We start from the raw sequence: 25,926 nt of genomic DNA, 5'->3' as shown, positions 1-25,926 counted from the left end.
CCGCATCCGCGACGGCGGCGGACGCTACGCGTGAAAGTGGGTCGGTGTGGTCACCATCTCGGATGTCGCGCGGCACGCGGGGGTCGCCCCGAGCACGGTCTCCTACGTGCTCACGGGCAAGAGGTCGATCTCCGCGGACACGAAGTCGAAGGTCAGAGGAAGCATCAGGGCGCTGGGCTACCAGCCGCACCTGGGTGACCGCGCGCCCTCTGCGCGCGGGACGAACGTGATAGGGCTGGTCCTGCCGCTGCGCGCGGGCATGCATCTGCCGGTGGTGATGCGTTTCGTCGCCGCCGCCGTGACGGCCGCGCGCAGATTCGACCTGGACCTGCTGCTGATGACGGCGGACGAGGGCGCGGCCGGCCTGCGCAGGGCCGTCGCCGGCGCCATGGTCGACGGTTTCCTGGTGATGGACGTGGAGATGAACGACGACCGGCTGCCGCTGCTGCGCCAGCTGGCCAAGCCGTCCGTCCTCATCGGACACCCGGCGGACGCGAAAGGCCTCACCTGCGTGGACTTCGACTTCGAGGCGGCAGGCGCGAAGTGCGTGGACCACCTCGCCGACCTCGGGCACCGTTCGATCGGCTTCGTCGGCGCGCCGAGCGCCGTCTACCGGCGCAACACCGGGTTCGCCCACCGGACGATGGCCGGGTTCAGCGCGGCCGCGATGCGCAGGGGCGTCGTGGCGACGACGCTGCCCGCCGAGGACGACCACGAGTCGGTGCTCGCCGCGACGATGACGCTGATCCGCGCCAACCCGTCGATGACGGCCCTGGTGGTGCACAACGAGGCGGCGCTCGCCCGGATCACCGGATGCCTGCGCGCGGCCGGGAGACAGGTGCCCGGCGACGTCGCCGTGGTCGCGATCTGCCCCGACGACCTCGCCGAGCAGATGACGCCACCGCTCACCTCGGTGCGGCTGCCCGCCGGGGAGCTCGGCAGGCACGCGGTGAACCTCCTGGTCGCCAAGCTCGACGGCAGGCAGCCGCCGGCCCTGGTGTTGTTGCCTCCGCAGCTGTCCCGGCGCGCCAGCACCCCGGATCCGGTCGCGCACGCTCGCTGATGTCGCTGTCATGGCGTCTGCAAGTACCACCAACTCAACATCAACAGACACTTTTCTACTACCAACGGGTTGGATGAAGGCGGCCGCCGCGCCCGGTGGCCGCCTTCACCCGTTCCCCTCGGGGCCGCTAGGCCTTGGCCCAGCGTTGGTTGGTGCTGCCGTTGCAGGTCGCCACGGTCACGGCCGCGCCGTTGGCGGTGCCGCCGGAGGTCAGGCACAGTCCTGTTTGGACGCTGGTGATCGTGCCGCCGGTGGTGACGTTCCAGTTCTGGTTGGCGCCGCCGTTGCAGTCCCAGATCTGAACTCTGGCACCGGATCCGGCGTTGACGGGTGCGTCCAGGCACTTGCCCACGACCTGGAGCGCCTGGCCGTTCTGGGTGAACTGCTGGTTGGCGTTGGTGTGGCAGTCCCAGGTGATCATCTGGGTGCCGTTGGCGGTGCCCGCGCCGTTGACGTCGAGGCAACGGCCGGAGGCCTCGCCGCGCAACCGGAACGTGGTCGGGTCGGGCGGAGGTGTGGTGGTGGTCGTGGGGCCTGGTCCGCCGTCGCCGAACTGGCTGATGAACTTCCACGCCTCACCGGACGTCCAGGTGCGCCAGCCGTCACCGCCGCCGTCGATCGGGCCCGGTGTGTGCCCGCCGTCGAATGCCGCCCACACCACCGGATAGCCGGCTCGGCAGCCGCTGTAGGCGGTGACGATGTGGGTCCGGCTGCCCGCACTCGGTTCGCGCGGGTTTTGCGCTGTGCAGCCGTTGTTGCGCACGAACCTGTCGCGCAGCCCGCGGCCCGCCGAGATGTTCAGGACGTTGTCGCCGATGCCGTGGATGCCCAGGTACCCGATGGGCTGGTTGCCACCGTCGCATCCGCTGAGCTGCCCGCCCGCGTAGACCACGACCGCGCGGAACACGTTCGCGCGGGCGCAGGCGAGTGCGTACGACATGCCGCCGCCGTAGCTGAAGCCGCCGGCGAAGCGTTGCGCCGTGTCGATGCACAGCCCGGCGTCGAGCCGGCTGATCATGTCGTCGACGAACCTGAGGTCCTGGCCGCCGGAGTTGGCCCAGCCGTTGCCGTTGCCCTGCGGTGCCACGAAGATCGTGCCGTTGTTCGCCTGGTCGGAGAGCCGCCGCAGGCCGTAGTACGACCAGTTGTACCCGTCGGATCCGCCGGAGTCGACGTCGTTGCCGGTGCCGCCGTTCCAGTGGAAGCCGAAGAACAGCCGGTACTGGCGGTTGTTGTCGTAGTTGGGCGGCAGCCGCAGGATGAACGAGCGGTTCTGACCGCCGCTGTTGATCGTGTGCTGGCCGCTCGCGAGTGCGGGCGGCTTGCCGCAGCCCGCCGTCCCCGCGGTGATCCCGGCGTGGCCGTCGGGAGTCGTGCCGTCGGGAGTCGTGCCGCCGAGCGCGATGCCGGCCGCGCCGAGGAAGACCACGGCGCTGGCGGCGGCCAGCGCGATCACGGCCCTATGCGTGCGCATGGCGCGGCCCCTTGTGCTGATGGAACATCGTTGTCCCTTCGGTTGTCACGGCGGTCAGGCCTTGGCCCAGCGCTGGTTGGTGCCGCTGTTGCAGGTCGCCACGGTCACGGCCGCGCCGTTGGCGGTGCCGCCGGAGGTCAGGCAGAGTCCTGTTTGGACGCTGGTGATCGTGCCGCCGGTGGTGACGGTCCAGTTCTGGTTGGCGCCGCCGTTGCAGTCCCAGATCTGGACCCTGGCGCCGGAGCCCGCGTTGGCGGGTGCGTCCAGGCATTTACCCGTGACCTGCAGGGTTTGCCCGTTCTGGGTGAACTGCTGGTTGGCGTTGGTGTGGCAGTCCCAGGTGATCATCTGGGTGCCGTTGGCCGTGCCAGCGCCGTTCACGTCGAGGCAACGGCCGGAAGCCTCGCCACGCAACCGGAACGCGGTCGGGGTGGGCGTCGTGTCGCCGGTGAAGAACTTCCACACCTCGGTCTTGACCCAGCTGCGGGCACCGCTCTCACAGCCGCCACAGCCGTCCACCGGTCCCTGCTGGTGGCCGCCGTCGAAGGGCGCCCAGACCACCGGGTAGCCGGTCCGGCAGCCGGAGTAGGCGGTGGTGATGTGCGTGTTGCTGCCCCGCGAGGGCTCGGGCGCGTTCTGCGGCGTGCAGCCGTTGTTGCGGACCCACCTGTCGCGCTGGCCCCGTCCGGAGCCGATGTTGTCGCTGATGCCGTGGATCCCCATGTAGGCCACGGGCGCGGTGCCGCCCGCGCACCCGCTGATCTCGCCGGGCGAGGCGATGGCGGCGATGGCGCGGAACATGGTCGGGCGCGAGCACGCGAGCGAGATGCTCATCGCGCCGCCGTAGCTGAAGCCCAGCGAGAAGCGCTGCGCCGGGTCGACGCAGAGGTCGCCCTCGATCCGGCTGATCATGTCGTCGACGAACCGGACGTCCTCGCCGCCGGAGTTGCCCCAGCCGTTGTTGAGGCCCTGCGGGGCAACGAAGATCGTCGAGTTGTTCGCCAGCCTGCGCAGCCCGTAGTGGGCGTAGACGTCACCGTCGCTGCCGCCGCCCGCCACCTGCTGAGCGGTACCGCCCAGCCAGTGGAGGCCGAACACCAGACGGTACCGGCGGTTGGGGTCGTAGTTGTCGGGCACGCTCAGGATGAACGAGCGGGTCTTGCCGCTGCTCTGGATCGTGTGGGTGCCGCTGCGCAGTGTGGGGGCCTGGCCGCAGGCCGCCGCCACCGGGCCGGAGTCGCCGGTGGCAGGGGACGCCGGTTGTGCCCCGGCCACTCCGCCACCGACGAGCAGGAAGGCGGTGGCGGCGGCGGCGAGCCACCGCGCCCTCCGCTGAATGGTGTTGTTTCGCATGGATGTCCGCACTCTCTGTCAGGAGGAGATGGCGCAGGTTTTCCCGTTGAGGGAGAAGGAGGCCGGTGCCGAGGTGTTGCCGGTGTGCCCGGCCTGGAAGCCGATGCCGATCGACGCGCCGGGCGCGATGTCGGCGTTGTAGGAGACGTTCTTGGCGGTGACCTGGCCCGAGGCGGGGGAGTAGGTGGCGCTCCAGCCGGACGTGATGGTCTGCCCGCCGGGCAGGGTGAAGGCCAGCGACCAGCCGTTGATCGGCGTGGAGCCGGTGTTCTTGATGGTGATGGTCGACGTCAGGCCGGTGTTCCAGGCGTTGATCGCGTCGGTGACCTGGCACTCCGTGTCACCGGGCGGTGTCGTGGTCGTCGTCGTGGTGGTTGTGGTCGTGGTGCTCGTAGGGCCGCTGCCCTCGAACTGGCTGATGAACTTCCACGCCTCACCGGACGTCCAGGTGCGCCAGCCGTCGCCACCCGAGTCGATCGGACCAGGTGTGTGCCCGCCGTCGAACGCGGCCCACACCACCGGATAGCCGGCTCGGCAGCCGCTGTAGGCGGTGACGATGTGGGTCCGGCTGCCCGCACTCGGTTCGCGCGGGTTCTGGGCTGTGCAGCCGTTGTTGCGCACGAACCTGTCGCGCAGCCCGCGGCCCAGGCCGATGCCGAGCACGTTGTCGCTGATGCCGTGGATGCCCATGTAGGCGATGGGCTGGTTGCCGCCGCTGCAGCCGCTGAGTTCGGCGCCCGAGTAGACGACGACGGCGCGGAACACGTTCGCGCGGGCGCAGGCGATGGCGTAGGACATGCCGCCGCCGTAGCTGAAGCCGCCGGCGAAACGTTGTGCGGTGTCGATGCACAGCCCGTTGTCGAGCAGCCGGACCAGGTCGTCGATGAACGTCAGGTCCTGGCCGCCCGGATTGGCCCAGCCGTTGCCGTTGCCCTGCGGTGCCACGAAGATCGTGCCGTTGTTCGCCTGGTCGGACAGCCGCCGCAGGCCGTAGTACGACCAGTTGTAGCCGTCGCTGCCGCCGGAGTCGACGTCGTTCGCGGTGCCACCACGCCAGTGCAGGCCGACGAACAGCCGGTACTGGCGGTTGCTGTCGTAGTTCGGAGGCAGCCGCAGGATGTACGAGCGGTTCTGCCCGCCGCTGCTGATGGTGTGCTGGCCGCTCGCCAGTGCGGGCGGCTTGCCGCACCCCGCTGTCGCCGCCGTGGTGCCGGCCTCGCCGGGAACCGTGCCGCCTAGCGCGATTCCCGCCGCTCCCAGCAGCACCACGGCGCTGACGGCGGCGGAGGCGATCGCGAACCTATGCCGGGACATGGCAGGCCGGCTTGTGGTGGTGGAACATCGTTGTCCCTTCGGTTGTCACACTGGTTGCAGTTGGAATCGCTGGTTCTCGGCCCCGTTCGGGGTCCACTGGGAGACGCGGGCACCGTCGGTCGCCGACGCCTCCCAGACGTCCATGGCGAGGCCGCTCTGCCGGTTGACGAGGCTGATCACCCCGCCGCCCTGGTCGGTCACGCGCCACTGCTGGCTGGTCGCGCCGGTGTCGGTCTGCTGGGTGATGTCGGCGCCGGTGCTCGAGCTCGCGACCTGCAGCACTAGACCGCTGTGCCTGGCCCGGATCCGGTAGAAGCCGCCGCCCGCGTCGAGGAAGTCGAACTGCTGGTTGAGCCCGCTGGTCTGCGACCACTGCTGCAACAGCGCGCCCGCCGTCGTGGACACGCCGCTGATGTCCGCGTACTTCCCGCTGTGGCGTGCGACGAGGCGGTAGTACACCCCCGGCCGGACCACCGGTCCCGATCCCGTTCCCTGGCCCGTGGCGCGGTAGGTGTGCCCGGTGACGACGAAGAACTCGGCGACGCCGGGCTCGGGCTGTGCCGGTTGGATCACCGTGCCGGTCGTCGTGTCCCGCAGTTCGAAGGTGCCGGTGAAGATCCGGTTCCGGATGCGGAGCGTGCCGTCGCGGTCCGGCGTGACGGACAGGCTGATGGCGCCGTCGGCGGCCCAGGTCGCGCCGACGGTGTACCCGCCGCGCCCGCGCAGACCCGTGACGCTGCCCGCTGACCAGGCCGGCGGGAGCGCGGGCAGCACGTGCAGCTCGCCGTTGTGGCTGTGCAGCAGCATTTCCGTGATGCCGGAGGTCGCGCCGAAGTTGCCGTCGATCTGGAACGGCGGGTGCAGGTCGAACATGTTGGGCGCAAGGCGGTCCGTCCGCACGAGCGAGCGGATGAGGTCGTGGGCCCTGCCGCCTTCCTCCAGCCGCGCCCAGAAGTTGATCTTCCAGGCGAGCGACCACCCGGTGCCGTCGTCACCGCGCAGCTCGAGCGTCCTGCGGGCCGCGGTGTGCAGCTGGGGAGTGCCGCGTTTGGTGATCTGGTTGCTCGGGTGCAGGCCGTAGAGGTGCGAGACGTGCCGGTGGTTCGGCTCGGTCTCCACCCAATCTTGCAGCCATTCCATGACGTTGCCGCGCGAGCCGACCTTCATCGGCGCGAGCCGCTGCCGGGCCGCCCGCACCTGCGTGCGGAAGTCGGCGTCGACCCCCAGCACCTCGGAAGCGCCGGCACAGCCGTCGAAGAGGTCGCGCAGGATCTGCATGTCCATCGTCGGCCCGGCGCACACGCTGGCGTTCGCGTGGTGGTTGAGCTCCGGCGAGTTCGACGGGTTGGTGACGAGGTAGCCGAGGCTCGGGTCGGTGACGAGCGTGTCGAGGAAGAATTGCGCGCATCCCTTGAGCGCCGGGTAGTACGTGCGCAGGAAGGCCACGTCGCCGGTGAAGCGGTAGTGGTCCCAGATCAGCGTCGAGAGCCACGCCCCGCCCGTCTGCCACATGCCCGCCGCCGCGAAGTCCACGACCGACGAACCGCGCCAGGCGTCGGTGTTGTGGTGGGTGACCCAGCCGCGGGCGTTGTACTGCACCTGGGCTGTGCGGGCACCGGTGACGGTGAGGTCGTTGATCATCCGGAACACCGGCTGGTGGCACTCGGCGAGGTTCGTGGTGCCCGCGTGCCAGTAGTTCATCGGCAGGTTGGCGTTGATCGTGTACTTCGAGTCCCACGACGGTGCCATCTGGTCGTTCCAGATGCCCTGCAGGTTCGCCGGTTGCGTGCCGGGGCGCGACGACGAGATCAGCAGGTACCTGCCGTACTGGAACAGCAGGACGGAGAACTGCGGGTCGGGGGTGCTCGCGTGCCGGGTGATGCGGACGTCGGTCGGCTGGTCGGCCGCCGCCGTGCGTCCGAGGTCGAGGCTGACCCGCCCGAACAGCGCCTGGTAGTCGGCGACGTGGCGGGCCCTCAGGGTGTCGTACGCGGTGCCCTGCGCGGCGTTGAGACGGTTGCGCGCGATGCCCTGGTAGTCGCCGTTGACCGTGCGGAAGTCGATGTAGCTGGTACCGATGGAGATCAGCACGGTCACCGCGTTGGCGTTGCTCACCCGCAGCGTGCCACCGGAGCTGGTGGTGGTGCCGCCCTCCGCCACTGCCCTGGCCAGTGCGAGGAACCGGACCGTGCCCGCGATGCCGCGCTGGGCACCGGAGATGCCGTCCAGCGCGATGGTCGTGGCGTCCGGGCTGGACACCGTCGTGCGCTGGGGCGAGCTGAACGACGCCGTGAACGAGATCGAGCCCGGCGTCTCCGCGGTCAGCCGCACGGCGATCACCTGGTCCGGCGCGCTCGCGAACACCTCGCGCCGATAACGCACGTTGTTCGCCGTGTAGGTCACGACGGTCGTCGCGGTCGTGAGGTCGAGCAGCCGCTGGTAGTTCGACGCGCTCGCGGACGGCAGGGCCAGCCGGAGGTCGCCGACCGGCTGGTAGGCGAGCTGCCCGGCGGGGCTGCCCAGCATCGTCTGGTCGATCAGCGACTGCGCCTGCGTCCACTGGTTGTTGAACACCAGCTGCCTGATCTGGGCGAGTGAGCCCGCGCCGCGCGGGTTGCTGTAGTCGTGGGGACCGCCCGCCCAGACCGTGTCCTCGTTGAGCTGGAGGCGTTCGGTGTCGGTGTTGCCGAACACCATCGCGCCGAGGCGGCCGTTGCCCACCGGCAGCGCGCGCAACCAGTCGGATCCGGCCGGGCGGTCGTACCAGAGCGCGAGGTCGTTGGCCGCGCGCACGTCCGCGGGGGTCGAGGAGGAGGCATGGGCCGTCGCTGTCCACCCTGCCTGCGTCAGCACGGCACCCGCGCCGAGCTTCAGGAGCTGCCGCCGGTTCAGGTCGGACATGCCGGTCCTCCAATGGGTTTCGCGGTCGTCGAAGAACCCCCTGGTGGTGACCACCAGGGGCAGGAATCCGTTGTGGACGGTCAGGCCACGGCGCACCGCACGTCGTTGAGCGTGAATCCACCCGCGGGTGCGCTGTCACCGGTGTGCGTGGCCTGGAGGCCGATCGACACCGAACCGTTCGGCGGGATCTGGGCGTTGTAGTCGGCGTTGCGGGCGGTCACCTGGCCGGTGGCGGGGGAGTAGGTGGCGCTCCAGCCACCCGTGATGGTCTGCCCGCCGGGCAGGGTGAACCGCAGCTGCCAGCCGTTCACCGCGGTGGTGGACGTGTTGGCGATGGTGATCGTCTCGGTGAGGCCGGTGTTCCAGGCGCTGACCTTCGTCGTGACCGTGCATCCGTCGGTGGGCACCGGCGTTGTCGTGGTTGTGGTGGTGGTTGTTGTGGTTGGTGGAGTGGTGTCCAGGCCGAGGAAGGCGATCGAGTACCCGAGCATTCCCGTCATCGGCAGGCTGTGCCCGGTGCCCTGGATGCTGATGCCCTCGATGGTCGCCGCGGTGCCGGTGGCGCTGTAGCGGGTGCGGGTCCAGCTCGGCTGCGGCTGGTCGGTCGACGCCGGTGTCCTGCTCACCGCGTGGAGGTTGGTCCACTGGTCGAGCGCTTCACCGAAGTTGGGGTACGCCAGCGTGGTGTCGGTCGTGCCGTGCCACAGCTGCATCCGCGGGTAGCGGCCGGTGTAGCCCGGATACATCGCCCTGGCCTGATCGCCCCACTGCTGCGGGGTCTTCAGCAGGGTGCCGCCAGAACACTGGCTGTTCCACAGCGAGCCGTTCGTCGTCGCGAAACAGCCCGCCGGGACACCGGAGAAGGCCGCGCCCGCGCTGAACACGTCCGGGTACTGGGCGGCCAGCACGTTGGTCATCATCGCGCCGGACGAGAAGCCCGACACGACGATGCGCGCCGGGTCCACGTTGTAGCGCTGGCGTGCGTGCGACACCATCGACATGATCCCGGTGGAGTCGCTGCCTCCGTTGCGGCGCAACGCGTTGGCGGTGGACACGTCGAAGCAGCGACCGTCCCTGGTGGCTTCCGGGTAGACGATCACGTACCCGTAGCGGTCCGCCGCGGTGACGTAGTCCCGGCCGTTGCCGTTGTGGACGGCGTTCGCGGAACCTCCGCAGTAGTGCACCATCACCAGCATCGCCGGGCGCGCCGCGATCCGGTCGGGTGCGTAGACGTACATGTTCAGGCCGGTCGGGTTGGTGCCGAAGTCCGTGACCCGCACCAGCGACGCGGCCAGTGCCGGTTGCGGCACCAGCGAGAGCGCGACGGCGGCGATCAGCAGCAGCAGGGCGGCGAGGAAAGCGGCGACGCCGAACCTGTCCACGCGGGTCCGGGCGCTCATGACGCGGCACACGTGAGGTTGGCCGGCGTGGTGACCGGGTCGCCGGTGGCGGAGCCCGTGAAGCCGGGTTTGACCGACGCCCCCGGCGGGAGCTGGCCGTTGAAGCCGGCGTTGGTCACGGTGACCTGGTTGCCCTGCTGGGTGAAGACGCCGTTCCAGCCCTGGGTGACCGTCTGTCCCTCAGGCAGGGTGAACGTGGCCTGCCAGGAATCCGTCGCGGTGGCCCGCTTGTTCGTCACGGTGAGCTCGGCCTGGAAACCGCTCGACCACGTGTTGGTGACGGCGTAGCTCGCGGTGCACGAAGGGACACCGGGCTCCGGTTCCGGGTCGGGCTGCGGGTTCATGCCGCCCGAGCCGAACTGCCACCAGTTCATGTTGAGCAGATAGTTGTTGCCACCGCTGAACCTCAGGTAGAGGTCACGGGTGCCGGTCAGCCCGCTCACCGGGCACGAGACGGTGGTCCACGTCTGCCAGCCGCCGGTGTTGGGCACCGTGCAGGTGCCGGCCAGAGGACCGGTCGGGCTGCCGGAGCGGACCTCGATGGAACTGCCGGCCGTGGTGGACGCGACGCGGGCGGCGAAGAGCGTTGCGCCGGAACCGAAAGCGACGTTCTTCACCTTGATGTAGTCACCGTTGTTGATGAAACCGACGTTCATGCCGCCTTCGGAGGCGACCTCGGTCTCGATGCCGCTGCCCCACGCGATGGTCTCGGCTTCCTGGCGAGCGTAGGGGTTGAGGGTGTCCGCGGCCGGTGGTCCCGCGGTCGTCATGGTGAGGGACGGGATGGTGCCGTCGGCGTTGTAGCTGAACTTCTCCACGGCGACGGAGCGGGTGAAGCCGCCACCGCCGGGCAGGGCGCCGTTGTGGTAGAAGAAGTACGAGCTGCCCTTGAAGTCGATGATGCCGGGGTGGTTGGTGAAGCTGCTGCCCTGGGTGGCCATCACGGTGCCGCGGTAGGTCCACGGCCCGGTGGGGCCGGGGGACGTGGAGTAGGCGATGAACTCCGAGCAGCACTTGGCGGCGAAGACGTTGTAGTACAGGCCGTTGCGCTTGTAGACCCAGGGGCCTTCCTCGTAGAGGGTGGGCCGGTTCGGGTCGCCGGTGCGGGTGCCGAAGCCCGCGGTGGTGAGCGGGATCCTGTTGATGCCGCCCGAATACGAGATCATGTCGGTGTTGAGGCGGACGTACGAGAGGTTGGGGTTGCCCCAGTACAGGTACGCCTGACCGTCATCGTTGATCATGACCGTCGGGTCGATCTCGCCGTTCTCCACCAGGGGACGGCCGATGGCGTCGCGGAACGGGCCGGTGGGGCTGTCGGCGACGGCGACACCGATGGCCGGGCGTCCGCTGGCCTTGGTGACGACGGGGACGTACCAGTAGAACTTGCCGTTGCGTTCCACCGCCTGGCCCGCCCACGCGTCCTGCTTCGCCCAGTTGAACGTGGCGAGGCTCAGGGGAGAGCCGTGGTCGGTCCAGTTCACCATGTCGGCCGACGACCAGACGCGCCACTCCTTCATGGTGAACCAGGTGGAGCCGTCCTCGTCGTGCCCGGTGTAGAGGTAGACCCGTCCGTTGTGGACCAACGGTGCCGGGTCGGCGGTGTAGATGTGTTGCACGATCGGGTTGTCCGCCCGCACCGGGGTGGTCACCGTCAGGATCAGGCCCACCACCACGGCGAAGTGCGTCCAGAACCTTCTTGTCGTCGTCGCCATCATCGTCTCCCCGAGGGCAGGGGAGGCCCCGCGGCCGGCTTCTCGTCCGGTCCGCGGGGCCGTCCCGCCGGTTGTGTGGTGCGGGACGTCAGCTCGCGGTGCAGGACGGGTTGAGTCCGGCTCCGCTTCCGGTGCCCTGGAAGCCGAACTCGGTGGACTGGCCGGCGGGTACGGAGCCGTTGTAGTCCACATTGGTCCAGTTCACGGTTCCGCTGTTACCGCTGCGGGTGGCACTCCACGAGCTGGTGACGGTGCTGTTCGACACGGTCGTCGTGACCCGCCAGCCGCGCAGTGCGGAGGAGCCCGCGGTGACCTTGACCGTGGCCACGTATCCCTCTGCCCACTGGTTCAGCGACACCGACGCGGTGCAGCCACCGGGAACCGGGTCGTTCGACGTGGTCGTGGTGGTTGTGGTCGTCGTCGTGGTGGTCGTCGTGGTACCGGGACCGCCCGCGTTCAGCGCGTTCAGAACCGATGTGTACGCGGCCTTCTTGTTGCCACCGCCGTCGAACAGCAACGGGGTGCCGTTGGCGCGCCAGGAGTCGGTGTCGCGGATGCCCCACACGGTGATGCCGGCGCACCGCGTCACGGCGAGACAGGCCCGCGTGACGCGGTCGTAGTTGGACGCCTGGGAGCTGCCGGAGCCCTCGATGTCCAGTTCCGTGATCTGCACGTCCACGCCGAGGTTGGCGAAGTTCTGCAGGGTGGTCTGGTAGTTGGACGGAACCGGGCTCTGCGGGTTGAAGTGGGACTGGAAGCCGACGCAGTCGATGGGGACGCCGCGGGACTTGAAGTCCTGCACCATCCGGAAGACGCCCTGGGTCTTGGCGTGGGACCAGTCGTCGGTGTTGTAGTCGTTGTAGCAGAGCTTCGCGCCGGGGTCCGCCGCACGGGCCGCGCGGAATGCGGCCTCGATCCAGTCGTTGCCGGTGCGCTGGAGGTTGGAGTCACGACGCCCGCCGCTGCTGCCGTCGGCGTAGGCCTCGTTCACCACGTCCCAGGCGTAGATCTTGCCGCGGTAGTAGCTCGCGACCTGCGTGACGTGGTTGAGCATCGCGTTGCGCAGCGCGGTGCCGGACATGTTCTGCATCCAGCCGGGCTGCTGCGAGTGCCACGCCAGTGCGTGCCCGCGCACCCGCTTGCCCTGGTTGCGCGCGTGGTTCACGATCCGGTCGCCGTTGCCGTAGCTGAATTGACCCTGGTTCGGCTCGGTCGCGTCCATCTTCATCTCGTTCTCGGCCGTGACCATGTCGAACTCGCGGTTCAGGATGCCGATGTAGGTCGAGTCGTTCATCCTGCCCGCCGCGACGGCGGTGCCGAAGTACCGGCCGGACTGCGCGGCGGCGGCACCGAGCGTGGTCGCCGCGTTCGCGGGCGTGTTGTTGGCGACCAGGATCAACGTCGCGCCGAGCGCCGCCGCCGCGACTGTCGAAACGATCGGGACAAGTGACACTGACCTCGATGTCAGTTTCATCTTCCACACTTTCGAAAATCGCCCTGAAATTCCGGGCGTGACGGGTGGGACGATCGGCGCGCGCGAAGTGGGAACCGATGCGGCGGTACCGGTTCTGCTCGGCGCACGTCTGATCGCGAAGGTGCAGTTCCGCACTCATCTCCTGCGCTCACGTGGCGATGAGCGTGGTGAGGGGGCATACCGGACGTGAGTGTGCCAGCTCCGTGTTCGCGCTCACAAGAAGGTGTGGAACGTTTCGCAACTAGATTGAGCTGAACGGGCTACAAAAAGAAGGGAGCGCTCCCAATCCGCACCTCGAAACCTCGGAATACCTTCTCGTGATCGTGTATCGAATGCGGTTTGCTAAAGTTAGCGCTAACAATTTTAGCGTTGACGCGCGTTGGTGCCGTGGCTACCTTGGCCCGAGCCGGAACCGCTTTCCCGTGCCGCGAATCACCTGGTGCCGCACGTGAGAGCGCTCTCACATCCCGTTCCGACCCTGTACCGCAAGCAACGACGCTGCGAGGACTTGAATGAGCGCAACCGATCCTGCCCGCGCCAGTGCGCCGGAGTCTCAGCCACAACGCTCGCCCGGTTCTCCGGGACGCGACACGAAGACGCGGTGGAAGCAGGCGGCGGGCGCGTGCGCGGCCGCGGGCGTCCTGGTCGCCGGATCCGTCGTCCTGGCGGTGAGCGGCGGCACGACCGTCCGTGCCGCGGAGTCGGCGTTCTACGTCGACCCGGCGAGCTCCAGCGCGAGATGGGTGGCCGCCAACCCCGGCGACTCACGGGCGCCGGTCATCCGCGACCGGATCGCCTCCGTACCGCAGGCGCGGTGGTACACGACCACCAACACCTCGTCGATCCGCGGCGAGATCAGCTCGTTCGTCGGCGCGGCCGCGTCGGCGGGCAAGATCCCGATCCTGGTGGTCTACAACATCCCCAACCGCGACTGCGGCGGTGCCAGCGGCGGCGGCGCCCCGTCGCACCAGGCCTACCGCGCGTGGGTGGACGAGGTGGCGGCCGGCCTGGCAGGGCGGCCCGCGACGATCGTGCTCGAACCGGACGTGCTGCCGATCATGAGCAACTGCCAGAACACCGACCAGCAGAACCAGACCAAGGCCTCCATGGCCTACGCGGGCAAGAAGCTCAAGTCCGGTTCCTCCCAGGCCAAGGTGTACTTCGACATCGGCAACTCCGCGTGGCTGGCCCCGGCGGAGGCCGCGAACCGCTTGCGTGGCGCCGAAATCTCCAGCAGCGCCGACGGCATCTCGACCAACGTGTCGAACTACCGCTCCACCTCCGACGAAGTGAACTACGCCAAGAACGTGCTCAACTCGGTGGGCGACGGCCGCCTCAAGGCCGTGGTGGACACCAGCCGCAACGGCAACGGCCCGCAGGGCACCGAGTGGTGTGACCCGCCCGGCCGCGCCATCGGCACGCCAAGCACGTCGAACACGGGCGACTCGAGGATCGACGCCTTCCTGTGGGTCAAACTGCCCGGCGAGGCCGACGGCTGCATCGCGCCGGCCGGCCAGTTCGTGCCGCAACGCGCCTACGAACTCGCGATGGCGGCAGGCCCCACCACCACGACCACGACCACCACCACGACCACCACCACGACCACCGGCGGCAACCCCGGCGGCGGTTGCCGGGCGAGCCACCGCCTGCTCAGCCAGTGGCAGGGCGGCTACAGCGCCGAGATCGTGATCGAGAACCGCGGCGCGGCCATCAACGGCTGGACCTTCACCTTCTCGGCCCCCGGCGCCACGGTCACGCAGGGCTGGAGCGGCACCTGGACCGACACCGGCGACGTGGTCCGGGTCGCCAACGCCTCCTGGAACGGCTCACTGCCCTCCGGAGGCCAGACGACCATCGGCTACAACGCGAACTACAACGGCTCCACGCCGCCGTACTCGTCGCCGACGTTGAACGGCACCGCCTGCTCCTGATCGCCGAGTTGGTTGTAGATAGCGGCGGTTCGATCATGAGTTGGTAGTACTTGCACACGCCAATTAAGACGTGCGGGGCCGGCTGGTGCCGGCCCCGCACGTCGGGCCTGTCAGTTGCGCAGGCTCCACTGCTGGTTCGTGCCGCCGTGGCACGTCCACAGCTGGAGCAGCGTGCCGTTCGCGGTGCCGTTGCCGGCGGCGTCGAGGCACAGGCCGGACTGCGCGCCCGTGATGCTGCCGTCGGCGTTGACGTTCCACTGCTGGTTCAGGCCGCCGTGGCAGTCCCAGAGGATCGCTGCGGTGCCGTTGGCGGTGCCCTGCCCGGAGGCGTCCAGACACTTGCCCTGCACGGTGAGTTGCCTGCTGGAGGTGTGGTTCCAGCGCTGGTTCGTGTTGCCGGTGCAATCCCACAGCCGTGCCTGGGTGTTGTTGGTGGTGGCGGCGACGTCTGCGCAACGGCCTGACTGGGTGCCCACGACCGTGACGTTCTCCCGGCCACCGCCGCCGGTGCCGCCAGGGCCGGCGTTCGCCATCACCGCTTGGGCGCCGGCCGGCCAGTTGCCGTTGGTGACGACGGTGTTGCTGTTGACGACGTTGCCGCGGTCGCCGTTGGTCACGTTGCTGCTGCCGTTGGTCGACCAGTTGCCGGTGAGGGTCCAGTTGCCCATGTTCTCGCCGCCGCCGTAGTTGGCGGTGGCCCAGGTGCCGGTGGCGGAGAAGACGTTGCCGGTGGCGCGGTAGTACTTGGAGCCCTCGTCGAAGTAGAGGCCGAAGAAACCGTTGGTGCGCAGGCAGTAGTTGCCGCTGATCTCCGCGTTCGGGTTCCAGCCGAGCGTGTAGATGCAGCCGCCGTCGGTCATCTGTTGCATGACGTCGTGCACGTAGTTGTTGATGATCCGGTTGCCAGACGCGGTCGTCGGCGTCGAGTACCGCGGCTGGTAGTTGTAGAGACCGCGGCCGGCGTAGTGGTTGCTGCCGCCCGCGTCGTTGGAGCCCCAGCCGTAACCGACGTTGATGCCGGAGTACGGCAGGTTGTAGATCTCGTTGTGGGACACGGTCGACGTGCTGACGTAGGTGTTCAGCACCGACACGATGCCCCGGTACTCGAGGCCGAGGTCGTGGATTCGGCTGTAGCTGACCGTGATGTTCTTGTTGACCATCCGCTGGTCGCTCGGGTGATGCGCGTCGGCACGCACGCCGCCGACCACGACGCCGCCCGCGGAGTTGTACGCGATCTCCGATCGGGTGACCGTGATGTTCGAGGCTCCGAGGCCGACGCCGCTGGCGTGTGCGTTGGCGTCGTTGCCGATCCCGATCGCGGTCTGGCCGAGGTTGACGAAACGGGAGTCGGTGAAGGTGATGCCGCTGGCCGCCGAGATCTGGACGGCGCCGGGCATCTGGGACCAGTGCGGGCGGACCGACTCGAACGCCGGGCAGCCGCTCCTGCACGAGTTGAGCCGGTCGGCGGGCCAGTTCCAGTTGCCGGAGATGTAGGCGCCGGTCTGCTGGTCGGCGAAACCCTGATTGCTGCTGGGGCCGAGCCACGACGTGCCGGTGAAGGTGATGCCGCTGAACGACATGTCACGCGCGGGCGCATCATAGGTGCCGCCGACGTTGACCAGCGACTGCACCGTGGGCAGTTCGACGCTGACGTTGCTCATGTTCTGCCCGGCGCGCGGGATGTAGTAGAGCGCTCCCGCACCGGGGTTGAGGTACCACTCGCCTGGTGCGTCGAGGAACTCGTAGGCGTTCGCCAGGTAGAGCGGCCCTGCGCGGAACGGGTTGTTGAGCGTGTCGTAGCCGAAGGTGTTGTTGTTCCACGCGGGTTGCTGCATCGTCAGGAAGTTCCCGCTGATGCTCTGCACCGGCGAGTACCGGTCGGTGAACGAGTTGACGCTCTCCACCTCGACCCGGTTCTGGTTCCCCAGGTTGTTCAGGTAGTTCAAGGCTCCGTTCGAGAAGCGCATGCCCGAGTCGGTGAAGGTGAAGTCGGACCGGTTGACCTGGGTGCGCGCGCGGGTCGCGATCGCGCCGTCGACGTAGAGCTGGCGGCTGTCGAGGCCGGTGCCGACGTTCGCCCGCCAGATGTTCTTCCCGGCGTCGGCGACCGACCACCCGGTGACGGCTTTGGCGCCGCTGATGACGGGACGCGCGGACGCCGCGGCCTGCCACAGCACGCGGTAGCCGTTGGTGCCGGAGTCCGCCGCGGTGAACCGCAACGGCTGGGCGAGCCGGTACACACCGCCGGCGAGCTCCACGACGATGTCGCCGGACATCGACGGGGTGCGTGACCGCACCGCGGCCTGTGCCGCGGCCAGCCCGCACGGGTCACCGGCGGTGCAGGTGGTGCCGGTGCCCGACGGGGAGGCGTAGAGGGTGGTGGTCGCCGCGGAGGCCGGGGGAGCGATGGCGAGCGCGGCGGTCACCACCACCGTGGCGGCGAGTGCGATCCGCCGGGATAGAGCCGGAGTGCAGGACGTGGACAAAGGACCCTCCTGAGGTGCGGACGGTGCTGGATCGGCCTCCCGCGGCGGCGGTCGGGACAGATTCGTGTCCTGTGTGGACTGTGATGGACCTGCTGTGACGGCCGAGGTTCGAACGCGGCGGAGGGACTCACGCTGTTCGAGGTCGCCGCGATTCGTTCACCAAGGTGGCGGGCACCGGAAAGCAGCCGGTCCAAGACAACGCGAACGTAACTCGTATGACGTGTGACGTCAATGGTGTTACGTATACTGTCGGACTCACCTCGTCCGGGTGGTGCGGCGCAACGGAGGCGCGATGAAGGCGACAGGTCCGCAGACGGAACCGGGCACGCCAGGGAGCCCTGGCTGGACGCGGCGGCCGGCCAGCCTGTCCGCCGCGGTGACCGCGGAGCTCGTGCAACGAATCGTCCGCGGCGTCTACCCTTCCGGCGTCACGCTGCCTCCCGAACCGGTGCTCTGCGAGACCTTCGCGGTGAGCAGGACGGTGATCCGCGAGTCGGTGAAGGTCCTGCAGGAGAAGGGTCTGGTCCTGGTGCGCCAGGGTGCGGGCACCACGGTCAACCCACCGGCGCTGTGGAACATGCTCGACGAACTGGTGCTGGGCGCCTCGATCGCCGAGGACGAGAGCCTCGCCGTTCTCGACGACCTGGTGGTGACCCGGCGCCTGCTGGAGTCGGACATGGCGCAGGTCGCCGCGCGCACAGCCGACCAGGACGCGGTGGACCGGTTGCGCGCCCTGGTGGACCGGATGGACGAGCTCGTCGGCGACATCCCCGCCTACGAGGAGCACGACCGCCTCTTCCACGACGCGATCATGCAGGCGTCGGGGAACCGCATCGCCCGCGGTGTGGTGCGCTCGCTGGAGAGGCAGGCCATCACGGCGGCCGGCTACCGGGGCAAGAGCGGGCGGGACATGTGCAAGGCGTCCAACCGGGGCCACCGCCGCATCTACGAGCGCATCGCCGCCCAGGACGCGGAAGGCGCGGCGGAGGCCATGTTCGCCCACATCACCGACGCGTGGCTCGTGCGTCGCGGTGCGGCCGGGGATCCAGGTCGTCTGAAGCGGTAGGCAACCCGCCCGCCAGGCGCGTCCCTCCGCCAGGACCGCCCGGCGAGCGTTCGACGTGAAAACGAGTGATCACAAGGAGTTCGTGGAACCTCCGGCCGGAGACGCGGCCGGGCCCGTACGGCAGCGGGAGGCGGATCTGCGGTGGGACGAACACGTGTGACCCTGGCCGACGTCGCGGCGGCGAGCGGGGTGTCGGTGACGACGGCGTCGCTCGTCCTGACCGGACGCGCGCGGGAGCTGCGCATCTCCGAGGCCGCCGAGCGGCGGGTGCGGTCGACGGCGCAGGAGCTGGGCTATCGGCGCAACACCCTGGCGGCGGGCCCGCGTCCCGCCCGCGCGCAGACGATCGGGTTCGTGTCGGACACCATAGCGTCGTCCGGTCTGGCCGGCGACATGGTCAAGGGCGCGGTGGAGGCCGCTTACCGGCGCGGGTACATGTTGTTCGTCGGGGAGTCCGGCGGGGATCCCGCGGTCGAGCGGGCCCTGATCGACGCGATGCACGACCGGCGCGCGGACGGCGTGGTGTTCGCCGCCAGGCACACGAGGGTGGCCGCCCTGCCGGAGGGCCTGTACGACGGGCCCGCTGTGCTGCTCAACGCCACGTCCGTGACCCGCACGACCATCCCGTCGGTGGTGCCCGACGAGGTCGAGGCCGGCCGTTCGGCCGCGGGAGTCCTGGTCGCGGCAGGGCACGACCGCGGCGTCCACCTGATCGGTGCGGGGCCGGGGGTGCACGACGTCCCGCCGAACAGCATCGCGGCCGCGCAACGACTCCTCGGCCTGCGCGAGGTGTTCACCGCGGCCGGGGTCGAGGTGGTCAGCGCACATCGGTGTCCGACGTGGACTCCGGAGAACGGCTACGAGGCCACCGTGGAACTGCTGCGGGCCCACCGGCCCAAGGCGCTGGTGTGCTTCAACGACCGCTTGGCGTTCGGGGCGTACCAGGCACTCGGCGAGGCAGGGCTCGCGGTGCCCGGCGACGTGTCGGTGGTCGGCTTCGACGACCATCCCATCGCGTCGTGGATGCGCCCGCGGCTGACCACGATCGCCCTGCCGCACCACGAGCTCGGCGCACGGGCGGTGGCGGTCCTCGTGGACATGCTCGAACGGCGTGGGCGCGACGTCCGGCCGCCGATGACCCACCGGGTGCCGATGCCGGTGCGCGAGGGTGGTTCGGTGGCCCGCGCGCGGTGGTGAGCGGTTGGTGTTCACGCTAACAATCATGCGGTCTTACATCGACCACCGGCTTGGGGCGGGAGAACTCGTCTTCGCTCTGTCGAATGAAAATTCGACACTGTCGAACGCGCAACGCTAAAGGTTAACGCTCACAACTTTAGCTTTGACCGAGTGTGACCCCCTGGTTACATTGCTGGAAGCCGGACTCCTGCCGCCGGCCACTCGTCAACGACGACGCAGGGAGACCACGCCCGGTCGTTCAGGGCACCTCGGCCTCCCGGGAAGGCTCACCATGCCGAGCCCGCTCAAGGCGTTGTGCGGTGTGCTGCTCGCCGTCGCCCTGCTGGCGGCGTCACCCGCGACCGCCGAAGCATCCACTGTGGACGAACCGGCGGTGCTCGCCGATCCGGTTCGGGTGATGCCGCTGGGCGACTCGATCACGCAGGGCGGCTCGATCGGCGGTTACCGGCTCGATCTCGGCACGAGGCTGCGGTCCGCCGGGCGCTCCGTCGACTTCGTGGGCTCGCTGTCGGACGGCCCCGGTTCCATGCCCGACCGCAACCACGAGGGCCACCCCGGCTGGACCATCGCGCAGATCGACGCGAACGTCGTGAACTGGCTGCGCACCTACACCCCGCGCACGATCCTGTTGCACATCGGCACGAACGACATGTACGGCAGCGACCCGGCCGGCGCGCCACGACGACTCTCCGCACTGGTGGACAAGATCACCGCTCAGGCTCCGGCCGCGGAGGTGTTCGTCTCCACGATCATCCCGATCCGGTTCGCCGACGCCACCGTGCGCGGCTACAACTCCGCCATCGTCCCGCTGCTGCGCGCGAAAGCCGCGGCTGGCAAGCGGGTGCACGTGGTCGACATGTACCCGGCGGTGCCGATCTCCGACCTGCCCGACGGCATCCACCCCAACGCCGCCGGCTACGGCAAGATGGCCGCGGTCTGGTTCAACGCCCTGTCGTCGGTGCCCGGCAGCATCGGCGACCCGCCCCAGCCTGGCGGCACGTGCACCGCGACGCCCCAGGTCGTCAGCGACTGGAACGGTGGTTTCCAGGCCGAGGTCACCGTCGCCAACCCCACCGCGTCGGCCATCTCCGGCTGGACGGTCCGGTTCACCCTGCCGGGCGGGCACACCGTCACCCAGATCTGGGGCGGTACCGCCGGCGGTTCGGTCACGGTCACCAACGCCTCCTACAACGGCACGATCGGGCCCGACGCCACCGCCACGTTCGGTTTCCTCGCCTCCGGTCCCGGCGCGCCCGCGGTCGGCACCGCCACCTGCTCCAGCCCGTGATTCCCGCACCCCTGCTTCCCGATCCCTCCGACGACGAAGGGTCATCAATGTTCTTCGCACGATTCCGCCCGTCCCGCCGAGTCCAGCTCATGGCCGTCGCGGCCGTCCCGCTCATCGCGGTGTCCGCGCTCGCCGCGGTGGCGGTGCCTCCCGCCACGGCCGCGCCGGGCTGTTCGGTGACCTACTCCGCACCGTCCCAGTGGGACGGTGGGTTCACCGCGGCCGTGTCCGTCACGAACCTCGGTGACGCGATCAACGGCTGGACGCTCACCTGGAGCTTCGGCGCCGGCCAGCAGGTCAAGGAGGCGTGGAACGCCCAGGCGACCCAGTCCGGGGCCCAGGTGACCGCGCGCAACGTCTCCTACAACGCGTCCATCCCCACCGGCGGCAAGGTCGAGTTCGGGTTCAACGGTTCCGCCACCGGCACGAACAACCCGAACCCCACGGCGTTCACGCTCAACGGCACCCTGTGCACCGGCGACGTCGGCCCCACCACGACGACGACCACGACCACCACCACGACGACGGGCAATCCGCCGGTCGGCAACCTGCCGTCGAGCTTCCGGTGGTCCTCCAGCGGCGCGCTGATCGGTCCGAAACCGGACTCCGCGCACCCGACCGTCTACTCGGTCAAAGACCCGAGCGTCGTTTACCACAACGGCAAGTACCACGTGTTCGCGTCGGTGTACACCAACGGCTACAACCTGATGTACACGAGCTTCACCGACTGGTCGCAGGCTTCCTCCGCACCGCACTACTACCTCGACCGCACACCCGTCGGTGGTGGTTACAAGGCCGCGCCGCACGTGTTCTACTTCGCGCCACAACGCTTGTGGTACCTCGTGTACCAAACGGGATCGAACGCGTCGTACTCCACGACCACGGACATCTCCAACCCGGCGTCGTGGTCGGCGCCGAAGAACCACTACGCCAACGGCATGCCGCAGATCATCCGCGACAACATCGGTGACGGCTACTGGGTCGACTTCTGGGTCGTGTGCGACACCGCCAAGTGCTACCTGTTCTCGTCCGACGACAACGGCCACCTCTACCGGTCCGAGACCACCGTGGCCCAGTTCCCCAACGGGTTCACCAACACCGTGATCGCGATGCAGGACTCGAACCAGAACAGGTTGTTCGAGGCCTCCAACGTCTACAAGATCGCCGGCAAGAACCAGTACCTGCTGGTGCACGAGGCCATCGGGTCGGACGGCAGGCGCTGGTTCCGCACCTGGACCGCTCCGGCGATCACCGGACCGTGGACCCCGCTGGCCGCCGAGGAGTCGAACCCGTTCGCCCGCGCGAACAACACCACGTTCCCAGGTGGACAGTGGACCCGCGACATCAGCCACGGCGAGATGATCCGTTCCGGCGTCGACCAGCTGATGGAGATCAGTCCCTGCCAGCTCCGCTTCCTCTACCAGGGCATGGATCCCAACGCCGGCGGTGACTACAACCGGCTGCCCTGGAAGCTCGGCCTGCTGACCCAGACCAACTCGACCTGCTGACACCCCAGGACCGACGCCGCCGGACAACCTGCCCCGGCGGCGTCCCCCTTGCCAGAAAGAGGCGACATGCCCACCCGGTCCAGAAGACTGCCGCGCCTCGCCGCCGCCCTGCTGGCAGCGATCGCGACCATCGCCGTCCACCCCGTCGGCCACCCGGTCGGCCATGCCGCGCCCGGTAGTCCCGCGCTGACCCCGCCGCTGGGCTGGAACAGCTGGAACAGCTTCGGTTGCGGCATCACCGAGGGCCAGGTCCGCCAGGCCGCCGACGCGATGGTGTCCTCCGGCATGCGCGACGCCGGATACCAGTACGTGGTCGTCGACGACTGCTGGTTCGACCCGCAGCGCGACTCGGCGGGCAACCTGCGCGCGCACCCGTCGAAGTTCCCGAGCGGGATGAAGGCGCTGGGCGACTACATCCACGCGCGTGGCCTGAAGTTCGGCATCTACCAGGTGCCCAACGAGAAGACGTGCGCGCAGGGCACCGGCGCCCACCCCGGTTCGACCGGCAGCAAGGGCCACGAGGTCCAGGACGCCAGGACGTTCGCGTCGTGGGGCGTGGACTACCTCAAGTACGACTGGTGTTCCGGCGCCGGCAGCCGGGACGAGCAGGTCGCCCGGTTCACGATCATGCGCGACGCCCTGCGCGCCACCGGCCGGCCGATCGTCTACAGCATCAACCCCAACAGCTTCCACCCGATCACCGGCGACAAGTACAACTGGGGTGAGGTCGCCGACCTGTGGCGCACCACCGAGGACCTGCTGGACATCTGGCAGAACGGCAACGTCAACAGCTACCCGATGGGCGTGGGCAACGTCGTCGACATCACCGCCCCGCTCGCCGTCCAGAACGGTCCAGGCCACTGGAACGACCCGGACATGCTGGTCGTCGGCCGCCCAGGGCTCTCCATCACCGAGTCCCGCGCGCACTTCGCGCTGTGGGCGCTGATGGCGGCACCGCTCATGGCGGGCAACGACATCCGGACGATGTCCGCCGACGTGAGCGCGGTCCTGCGCAACTCACGCCTGATCGCGGTGAACCAGGACGGCCTCGGTGCCGGTGGCCGCCGCGTGCGGGACGACGGCGCCACCGAGGTGTTCGCCAAACCGCTCTCGGACGGCTCGGTCGCCGTCGGGCTGTTCAACCGGGGGAGCGGCACCGCGACCGTCTCCACGACCGCGGCCCAGATCGGCCTGTCGGGCACCAACTTCACCCTGACGGACCTGTGGACCGGCGGCACGTCCGCCACCTCGGGTGCGATCTCCGCCTCCGTCCCCGCGCACGGCGTGGCCGCGTTCCGGGTGACCGGTGGCGGTCCGCTGACGAGCACCACGTCCCGGTTGCGCGGTACGGGGTCGAACCGTTGCCTCGACATCGAGAACCAGAGCACCGCCGCCGGTGCCAACACCGCGATCCGGGACTGCCACACCGCGGCGAGCCAGCAGTGGACCGCGTGGCCGCACGGTGAGATCCGCGTGTTCGGCGACAAGTGCCTCGACGCCTACAACCAGGGCACCGCCAACGGCACACGGGTCATCATCTGGCAGTGCAACGGCCAGGCGAACCAGCGCTGGACGGTGGAGTCCGACGGATCGGTCCGCAACGCCAACGCCGGTCTGTGCCTGGACGTCGAAGGAGCCTCGACGGCCAACGGCGCGCGGCTCGTGCTGTGGACCTGCAACGGCCAGGCCAACCAGAGGTGGTCGCGATCATGAGATGGACTCCCGCGGGGACGGTCGTCGCCGCCCTCACCCTCGTGACCGCCGGCCTCGCCGCGAGCACGGCGGCGCAGGCGGCGCCGGGTTGCTCGGTCGCCTACACCAAGACCTCGGAGTGGCAGGGCGGGTTCGGCGCGTCCGTGGCCATCACGAACACCGGTGACGCGATCAACGGCTGGACGCTCGAGTGGACGTACGCCACCGGTCAGCAGGTCGGGCAGCACTGGAACGCCGAGATCACCCAGACCGGCGGCCAGGTCAGCGCGCGCAACGTCTCCTACAACGGTTCCGTGCCGACCGGCGGCAAGGTCGAGTTCGGTTTCAACGGCACGTTCACCTCGGCCAACCCGGATCCGGCGTCGTTCCGCCTCAACGGCATCGCCTGCAACGGCGGCGGCGATCCCACCACGACAACGACCACCACGACGACAACGACCACCACCACGCCTCAGCCCGCGTCGTTCACCAACCCCGTGGTGTGGCAGGACTTCGCCGATGGCGACATCATCCGCGTGGGCGATGCCTACTACTACTCGGCGTCGACCATGCACTACTCGCCGGGCGCGCCGGTCCTGCGCTCCTACGACCTGGTGAACTGGGAGTACGCCGGACATTCCGTGCCACGGCTGGACTTCGGCGCCAAGTACGACCTCAGTGGTGGCCGGGGCTACGTCCGGGGCATCTGGGCGTCGTTCCTGAACTACCGCAAAAACAACAAAACCTTCTACTGGGGCGGGTGCGTCGACTTCGCCCAGACCCACATCTACACCGCCGCGGCGGTCGACGGGCAGTGGTCCAAGCTGTCCACCATCAACAAGTGCTACTACGACGCCGGCATGCTGGTCGACGACAACGACACGATGTACGTCGCGTACGGCAACACCACCATCAGCGTCGCGCAGCTGTCGGCGGACGGCAAGTCAGAAGTGCGGTCCCAGCAGGTGTTCCAGACGCCGTCGAACATCGGAACCCTTGAAGGCGCCCGGTTCTACAAGCGCAACGGCAGCTACTACATCTGGCTGACCCGTCCGGCGAACGGTCAGTACGTGCTCAAGGCCTCCAGCCCGTTCGGTCCCTACACCGTCCAGCAGGTGCTGCTGGACATGCGCGGCCCGATCCAGGGCGGCGGAGTGCCGCACCAGGGCGGGATGGTGCAGACGCAGAACGGCGACTGGTACTACATGGCCTTCGTCGACGCCTACCCCGGCGGCCGCATGCCGGTGCTCGCACCGATCACGTGGACCTCCGACGGCTGGCCGCGCGTCACCACCGTCAACGGCGCCTGGGGCGTGAACTACCCGATGCCGAACCTGCCCGCCCCACCACGCCAGGTCAAACCCATGACCGGCGTGGACACCTTCGACGGCACGGCACTCGGCCCGCAGTGGGAGTGGAACCACAACCCCGACACCACGAAGTACAGCGTCAACAACGGTTTGCGCCTCTCGACGGCGACCGTCACCAACGACCTGTACAACGCCCGCAACACCCTCACCCACCGCATCCAGGGCCCGAGCTCCACCGCCACCGTCGCACTCGACCTGACCTCGATGCGCGACGGCGACCGCAGCGGCCTCGCCATGCTGCGTGACTCGTCGGCCTGGATCGGGATCAAACGCGACAACGGCCGCAATCGCGTCGTGATGGTCAACGGCCTGACCATGGACGGCAACTGGAACACCACCGGCACCGGCACCGAGATCGCGAGCGCGAACCTCACCGGCACCCGGATCTGGTTGCGCGCCAACGCCGACATCCGGCCGGGCAGCGGCAGACAGGCCCGCTTCTCCTACAGCACCGACGGTGTCACGTTCACCTCACTCGGCACCGGCTTCACGTTGAAGAACGAGTGGCAGTTCTTCATGGGGTACCGGTTCGGCATCTTCAACCACGCCACACAGGCGCTCGGCGGCGCGGTCAACGTGCAGCGTTTTGAGCTGTCAACGCCTTAGGGCCAGGAGCCGGCTCGCTCTCGTGGCGTCTGCAAGTACCACCAACCCAACATCAACAGGCATTTTCCTACTACCAACAGCCCGCCCAAGT

Annotated in this window: 16 protein-coding genes; 8 read left to right on the top strand and 8 right to left on the bottom strand. The window is 69.0% G+C overall.

Features of this window, described 5'->3' with window-relative positions:
- The first annotated feature begins 46 nt into the window (after nucleotides 1-46).
- Nucleotides 47-1,063: a LacI family DNA-binding transcriptional regulator gene (locus ACWGE0_RS23375; RefSeq protein WP_452263021.1), complete on the top strand. Its 1,017-nt coding sequence runs from the start codon at nucleotides 47-49 to the stop codon at nucleotides 1,061-1,063.
- Nucleotides 1,064-1,190: 127 nt separating this feature from the next.
- On the opposite strand, the gene ACWGE0_RS23370 is transcribed toward ACWGE0_RS23375, so the two are convergent.
- From ACWGE0_RS23370 to ACWGE0_RS23340, 7 genes are all read right to left on the bottom strand, one after another.
- Nucleotides 1,191-2,537: a ricin-type beta-trefoil lectin domain protein gene (locus ACWGE0_RS23370; protein WP_452263020.1), complete on the bottom strand. Its 1,347-nt coding sequence runs from the start codon at nucleotides 2,535-2,537 to the stop codon at nucleotides 1,191-1,193.
- A gap of 54 nt (nucleotides 2,538-2,591) precedes the next feature.
- On the bottom strand, nucleotides 2,592-3,890 hold the full coding sequence (locus ACWGE0_RS23365; RefSeq protein WP_452263019.1) for a ricin-type beta-trefoil lectin domain protein: 1,299 nt from the start codon (nucleotides 3,888-3,890) through the stop codon (nucleotides 2,592-2,594).
- A gap of 18 nt (nucleotides 3,891-3,908) precedes the next feature.
- On the bottom strand, nucleotides 3,909-5,204 hold the full coding sequence (locus tag ACWGE0_RS23360; RefSeq protein ID WP_452263018.1) for a cellulose binding domain-containing protein: 1,296 nt from the start codon (nucleotides 5,202-5,204) through the stop codon (nucleotides 3,909-3,911).
- A gap of 45 nt (nucleotides 5,205-5,249) precedes the next feature.
- Nucleotides 5,250-8,201: a glycosyl hydrolase family 95 catalytic domain-containing protein gene (locus ACWGE0_RS23355; protein WP_452263017.1), complete on the bottom strand. Its 2,952-nt coding sequence runs from the start codon at nucleotides 8,199-8,201 to the stop codon at nucleotides 5,250-5,252.
- Nucleotides 8,186-9,505, bottom strand: coding sequence for an extracellular catalytic domain type 1 short-chain-length polyhydroxyalkanoate depolymerase (locus tag ACWGE0_RS23350; protein WP_452263016.1), 1,320 nt, complete (start codon nucleotides 9,503-9,505; stop codon nucleotides 8,186-8,188). Before ACWGE0_RS23350 ends, ACWGE0_RS23355 begins: the two co-directional genes overlap by 16 nt.
- On the bottom strand, nucleotides 9,502-11,217 hold the full coding sequence (locus ACWGE0_RS23345) for a family 43 glycosylhydrolase (protein WP_452263015.1): 1,716 nt from the start codon (nucleotides 11,215-11,217) through the stop codon (nucleotides 9,502-9,504). The genes ACWGE0_RS23350 and ACWGE0_RS23345 overlap by 4 nt, the downstream gene beginning before the upstream one ends.
- 88 nt (nucleotides 11,218-11,305) lie before the next feature.
- Nucleotides 11,306-12,691: an endo-1,4-beta-xylanase gene (locus tag ACWGE0_RS23340; RefSeq protein WP_452263014.1), complete on the bottom strand. Its 1,386-nt coding sequence runs from the start codon at nucleotides 12,689-12,691 to the stop codon at nucleotides 11,306-11,308.
- 512 nt (nucleotides 12,692-13,203) lie between these two features.
- On the opposite strand from ACWGE0_RS23340, the gene ACWGE0_RS23335 reads away from it, so the two are divergent.
- Complete coding sequence (locus ACWGE0_RS23335) at nucleotides 13,204-14,622, top strand: glycoside hydrolase family 6 protein (RefSeq protein ID WP_452263013.1); 1,419 nt, start codon at nucleotides 13,204-13,206, stop codon at nucleotides 14,620-14,622.
- A gap of 110 nt (nucleotides 14,623-14,732) precedes the next feature.
- Here ACWGE0_RS23335 and ACWGE0_RS23330 read toward each other — a convergent pair whose 3' ends face one another.
- Entirely contained in the window at nucleotides 14,733-17,048 is a 2,316-nt protein-coding gene (locus tag ACWGE0_RS23330) for an RICIN domain-containing protein (protein WP_452263012.1), read from the bottom strand.
- Nucleotides 17,049-17,400: 352 nt separating this feature from the next.
- On the opposite strand from ACWGE0_RS23330, the gene ACWGE0_RS23325 reads away from it, so the two are divergent.
- The 6 genes from ACWGE0_RS23325 to ACWGE0_RS23300 all read left to right on the top strand — a co-directional run bounded on the left by ACWGE0_RS23325 (nucleotide 17,401) and on the right by ACWGE0_RS23300 (nucleotide 25,835).
- Nucleotides 17,401-18,174 carry a FadR/GntR family transcriptional regulator gene (locus tag ACWGE0_RS23325; RefSeq protein ID WP_452263011.1) on the top strand — a complete coding sequence of 258 codons (774 nt, stop codon included), beginning with the start codon at nucleotides 17,401-17,403 and terminating at the stop codon, nucleotides 18,172-18,174.
- Nucleotides 18,175-18,315: 141 nt separating this feature from the next.
- On the top strand, nucleotides 18,316-19,371 hold the full coding sequence (locus ACWGE0_RS23320; protein WP_452263010.1) for a LacI family DNA-binding transcriptional regulator: 1,056 nt from the start codon (nucleotides 18,316-18,318) through the stop codon (nucleotides 19,369-19,371).
- 271 nt (nucleotides 19,372-19,642) lie between these two features.
- Nucleotides 19,643-20,659: a cellulose binding domain-containing protein gene (locus ACWGE0_RS23315; RefSeq protein WP_452263009.1), complete on the top strand. Its 1,017-nt coding sequence runs from the start codon at nucleotides 19,643-19,645 to the stop codon at nucleotides 20,657-20,659.
- 47 nt (nucleotides 20,660-20,706) lie between these two features.
- Nucleotides 20,707-22,167, top strand: a complete 1,461-nt coding sequence (locus ACWGE0_RS23310; protein ID WP_452263008.1) for a non-reducing end alpha-L-arabinofuranosidase family hydrolase — start codon at nucleotides 20,707-20,709, stop codon at nucleotides 22,165-22,167.
- A 66-nt stretch (nucleotides 22,168-22,233) separates the two neighbouring features.
- Nucleotides 22,234-23,880 carry a glycoside hydrolase family 27 protein gene (locus ACWGE0_RS23305; protein WP_452263007.1) on the top strand — a complete coding sequence of 549 codons (1,647 nt, stop codon included), beginning with the start codon at nucleotides 22,234-22,236 and terminating at the stop codon, nucleotides 23,878-23,880.
- Nucleotides 23,877-25,835 carry a family 43 glycosylhydrolase gene (locus ACWGE0_RS23300; protein WP_452263006.1) on the top strand — a complete coding sequence of 653 codons (1,959 nt, stop codon included), beginning with the start codon at nucleotides 23,877-23,879 and terminating at the stop codon, nucleotides 25,833-25,835. The genes ACWGE0_RS23305 and ACWGE0_RS23300 overlap by 4 nt, the downstream gene beginning before the upstream one ends.
- The last annotated feature ends 91 nt before the right edge of the window (nucleotides 25,836-25,926 follow it).

This window comes from Lentzea sp. NPDC054927 (genome assembly GCF_053610285.1).
This window is presented reverse-complemented; position numbering and strand designations above follow the sequence as displayed.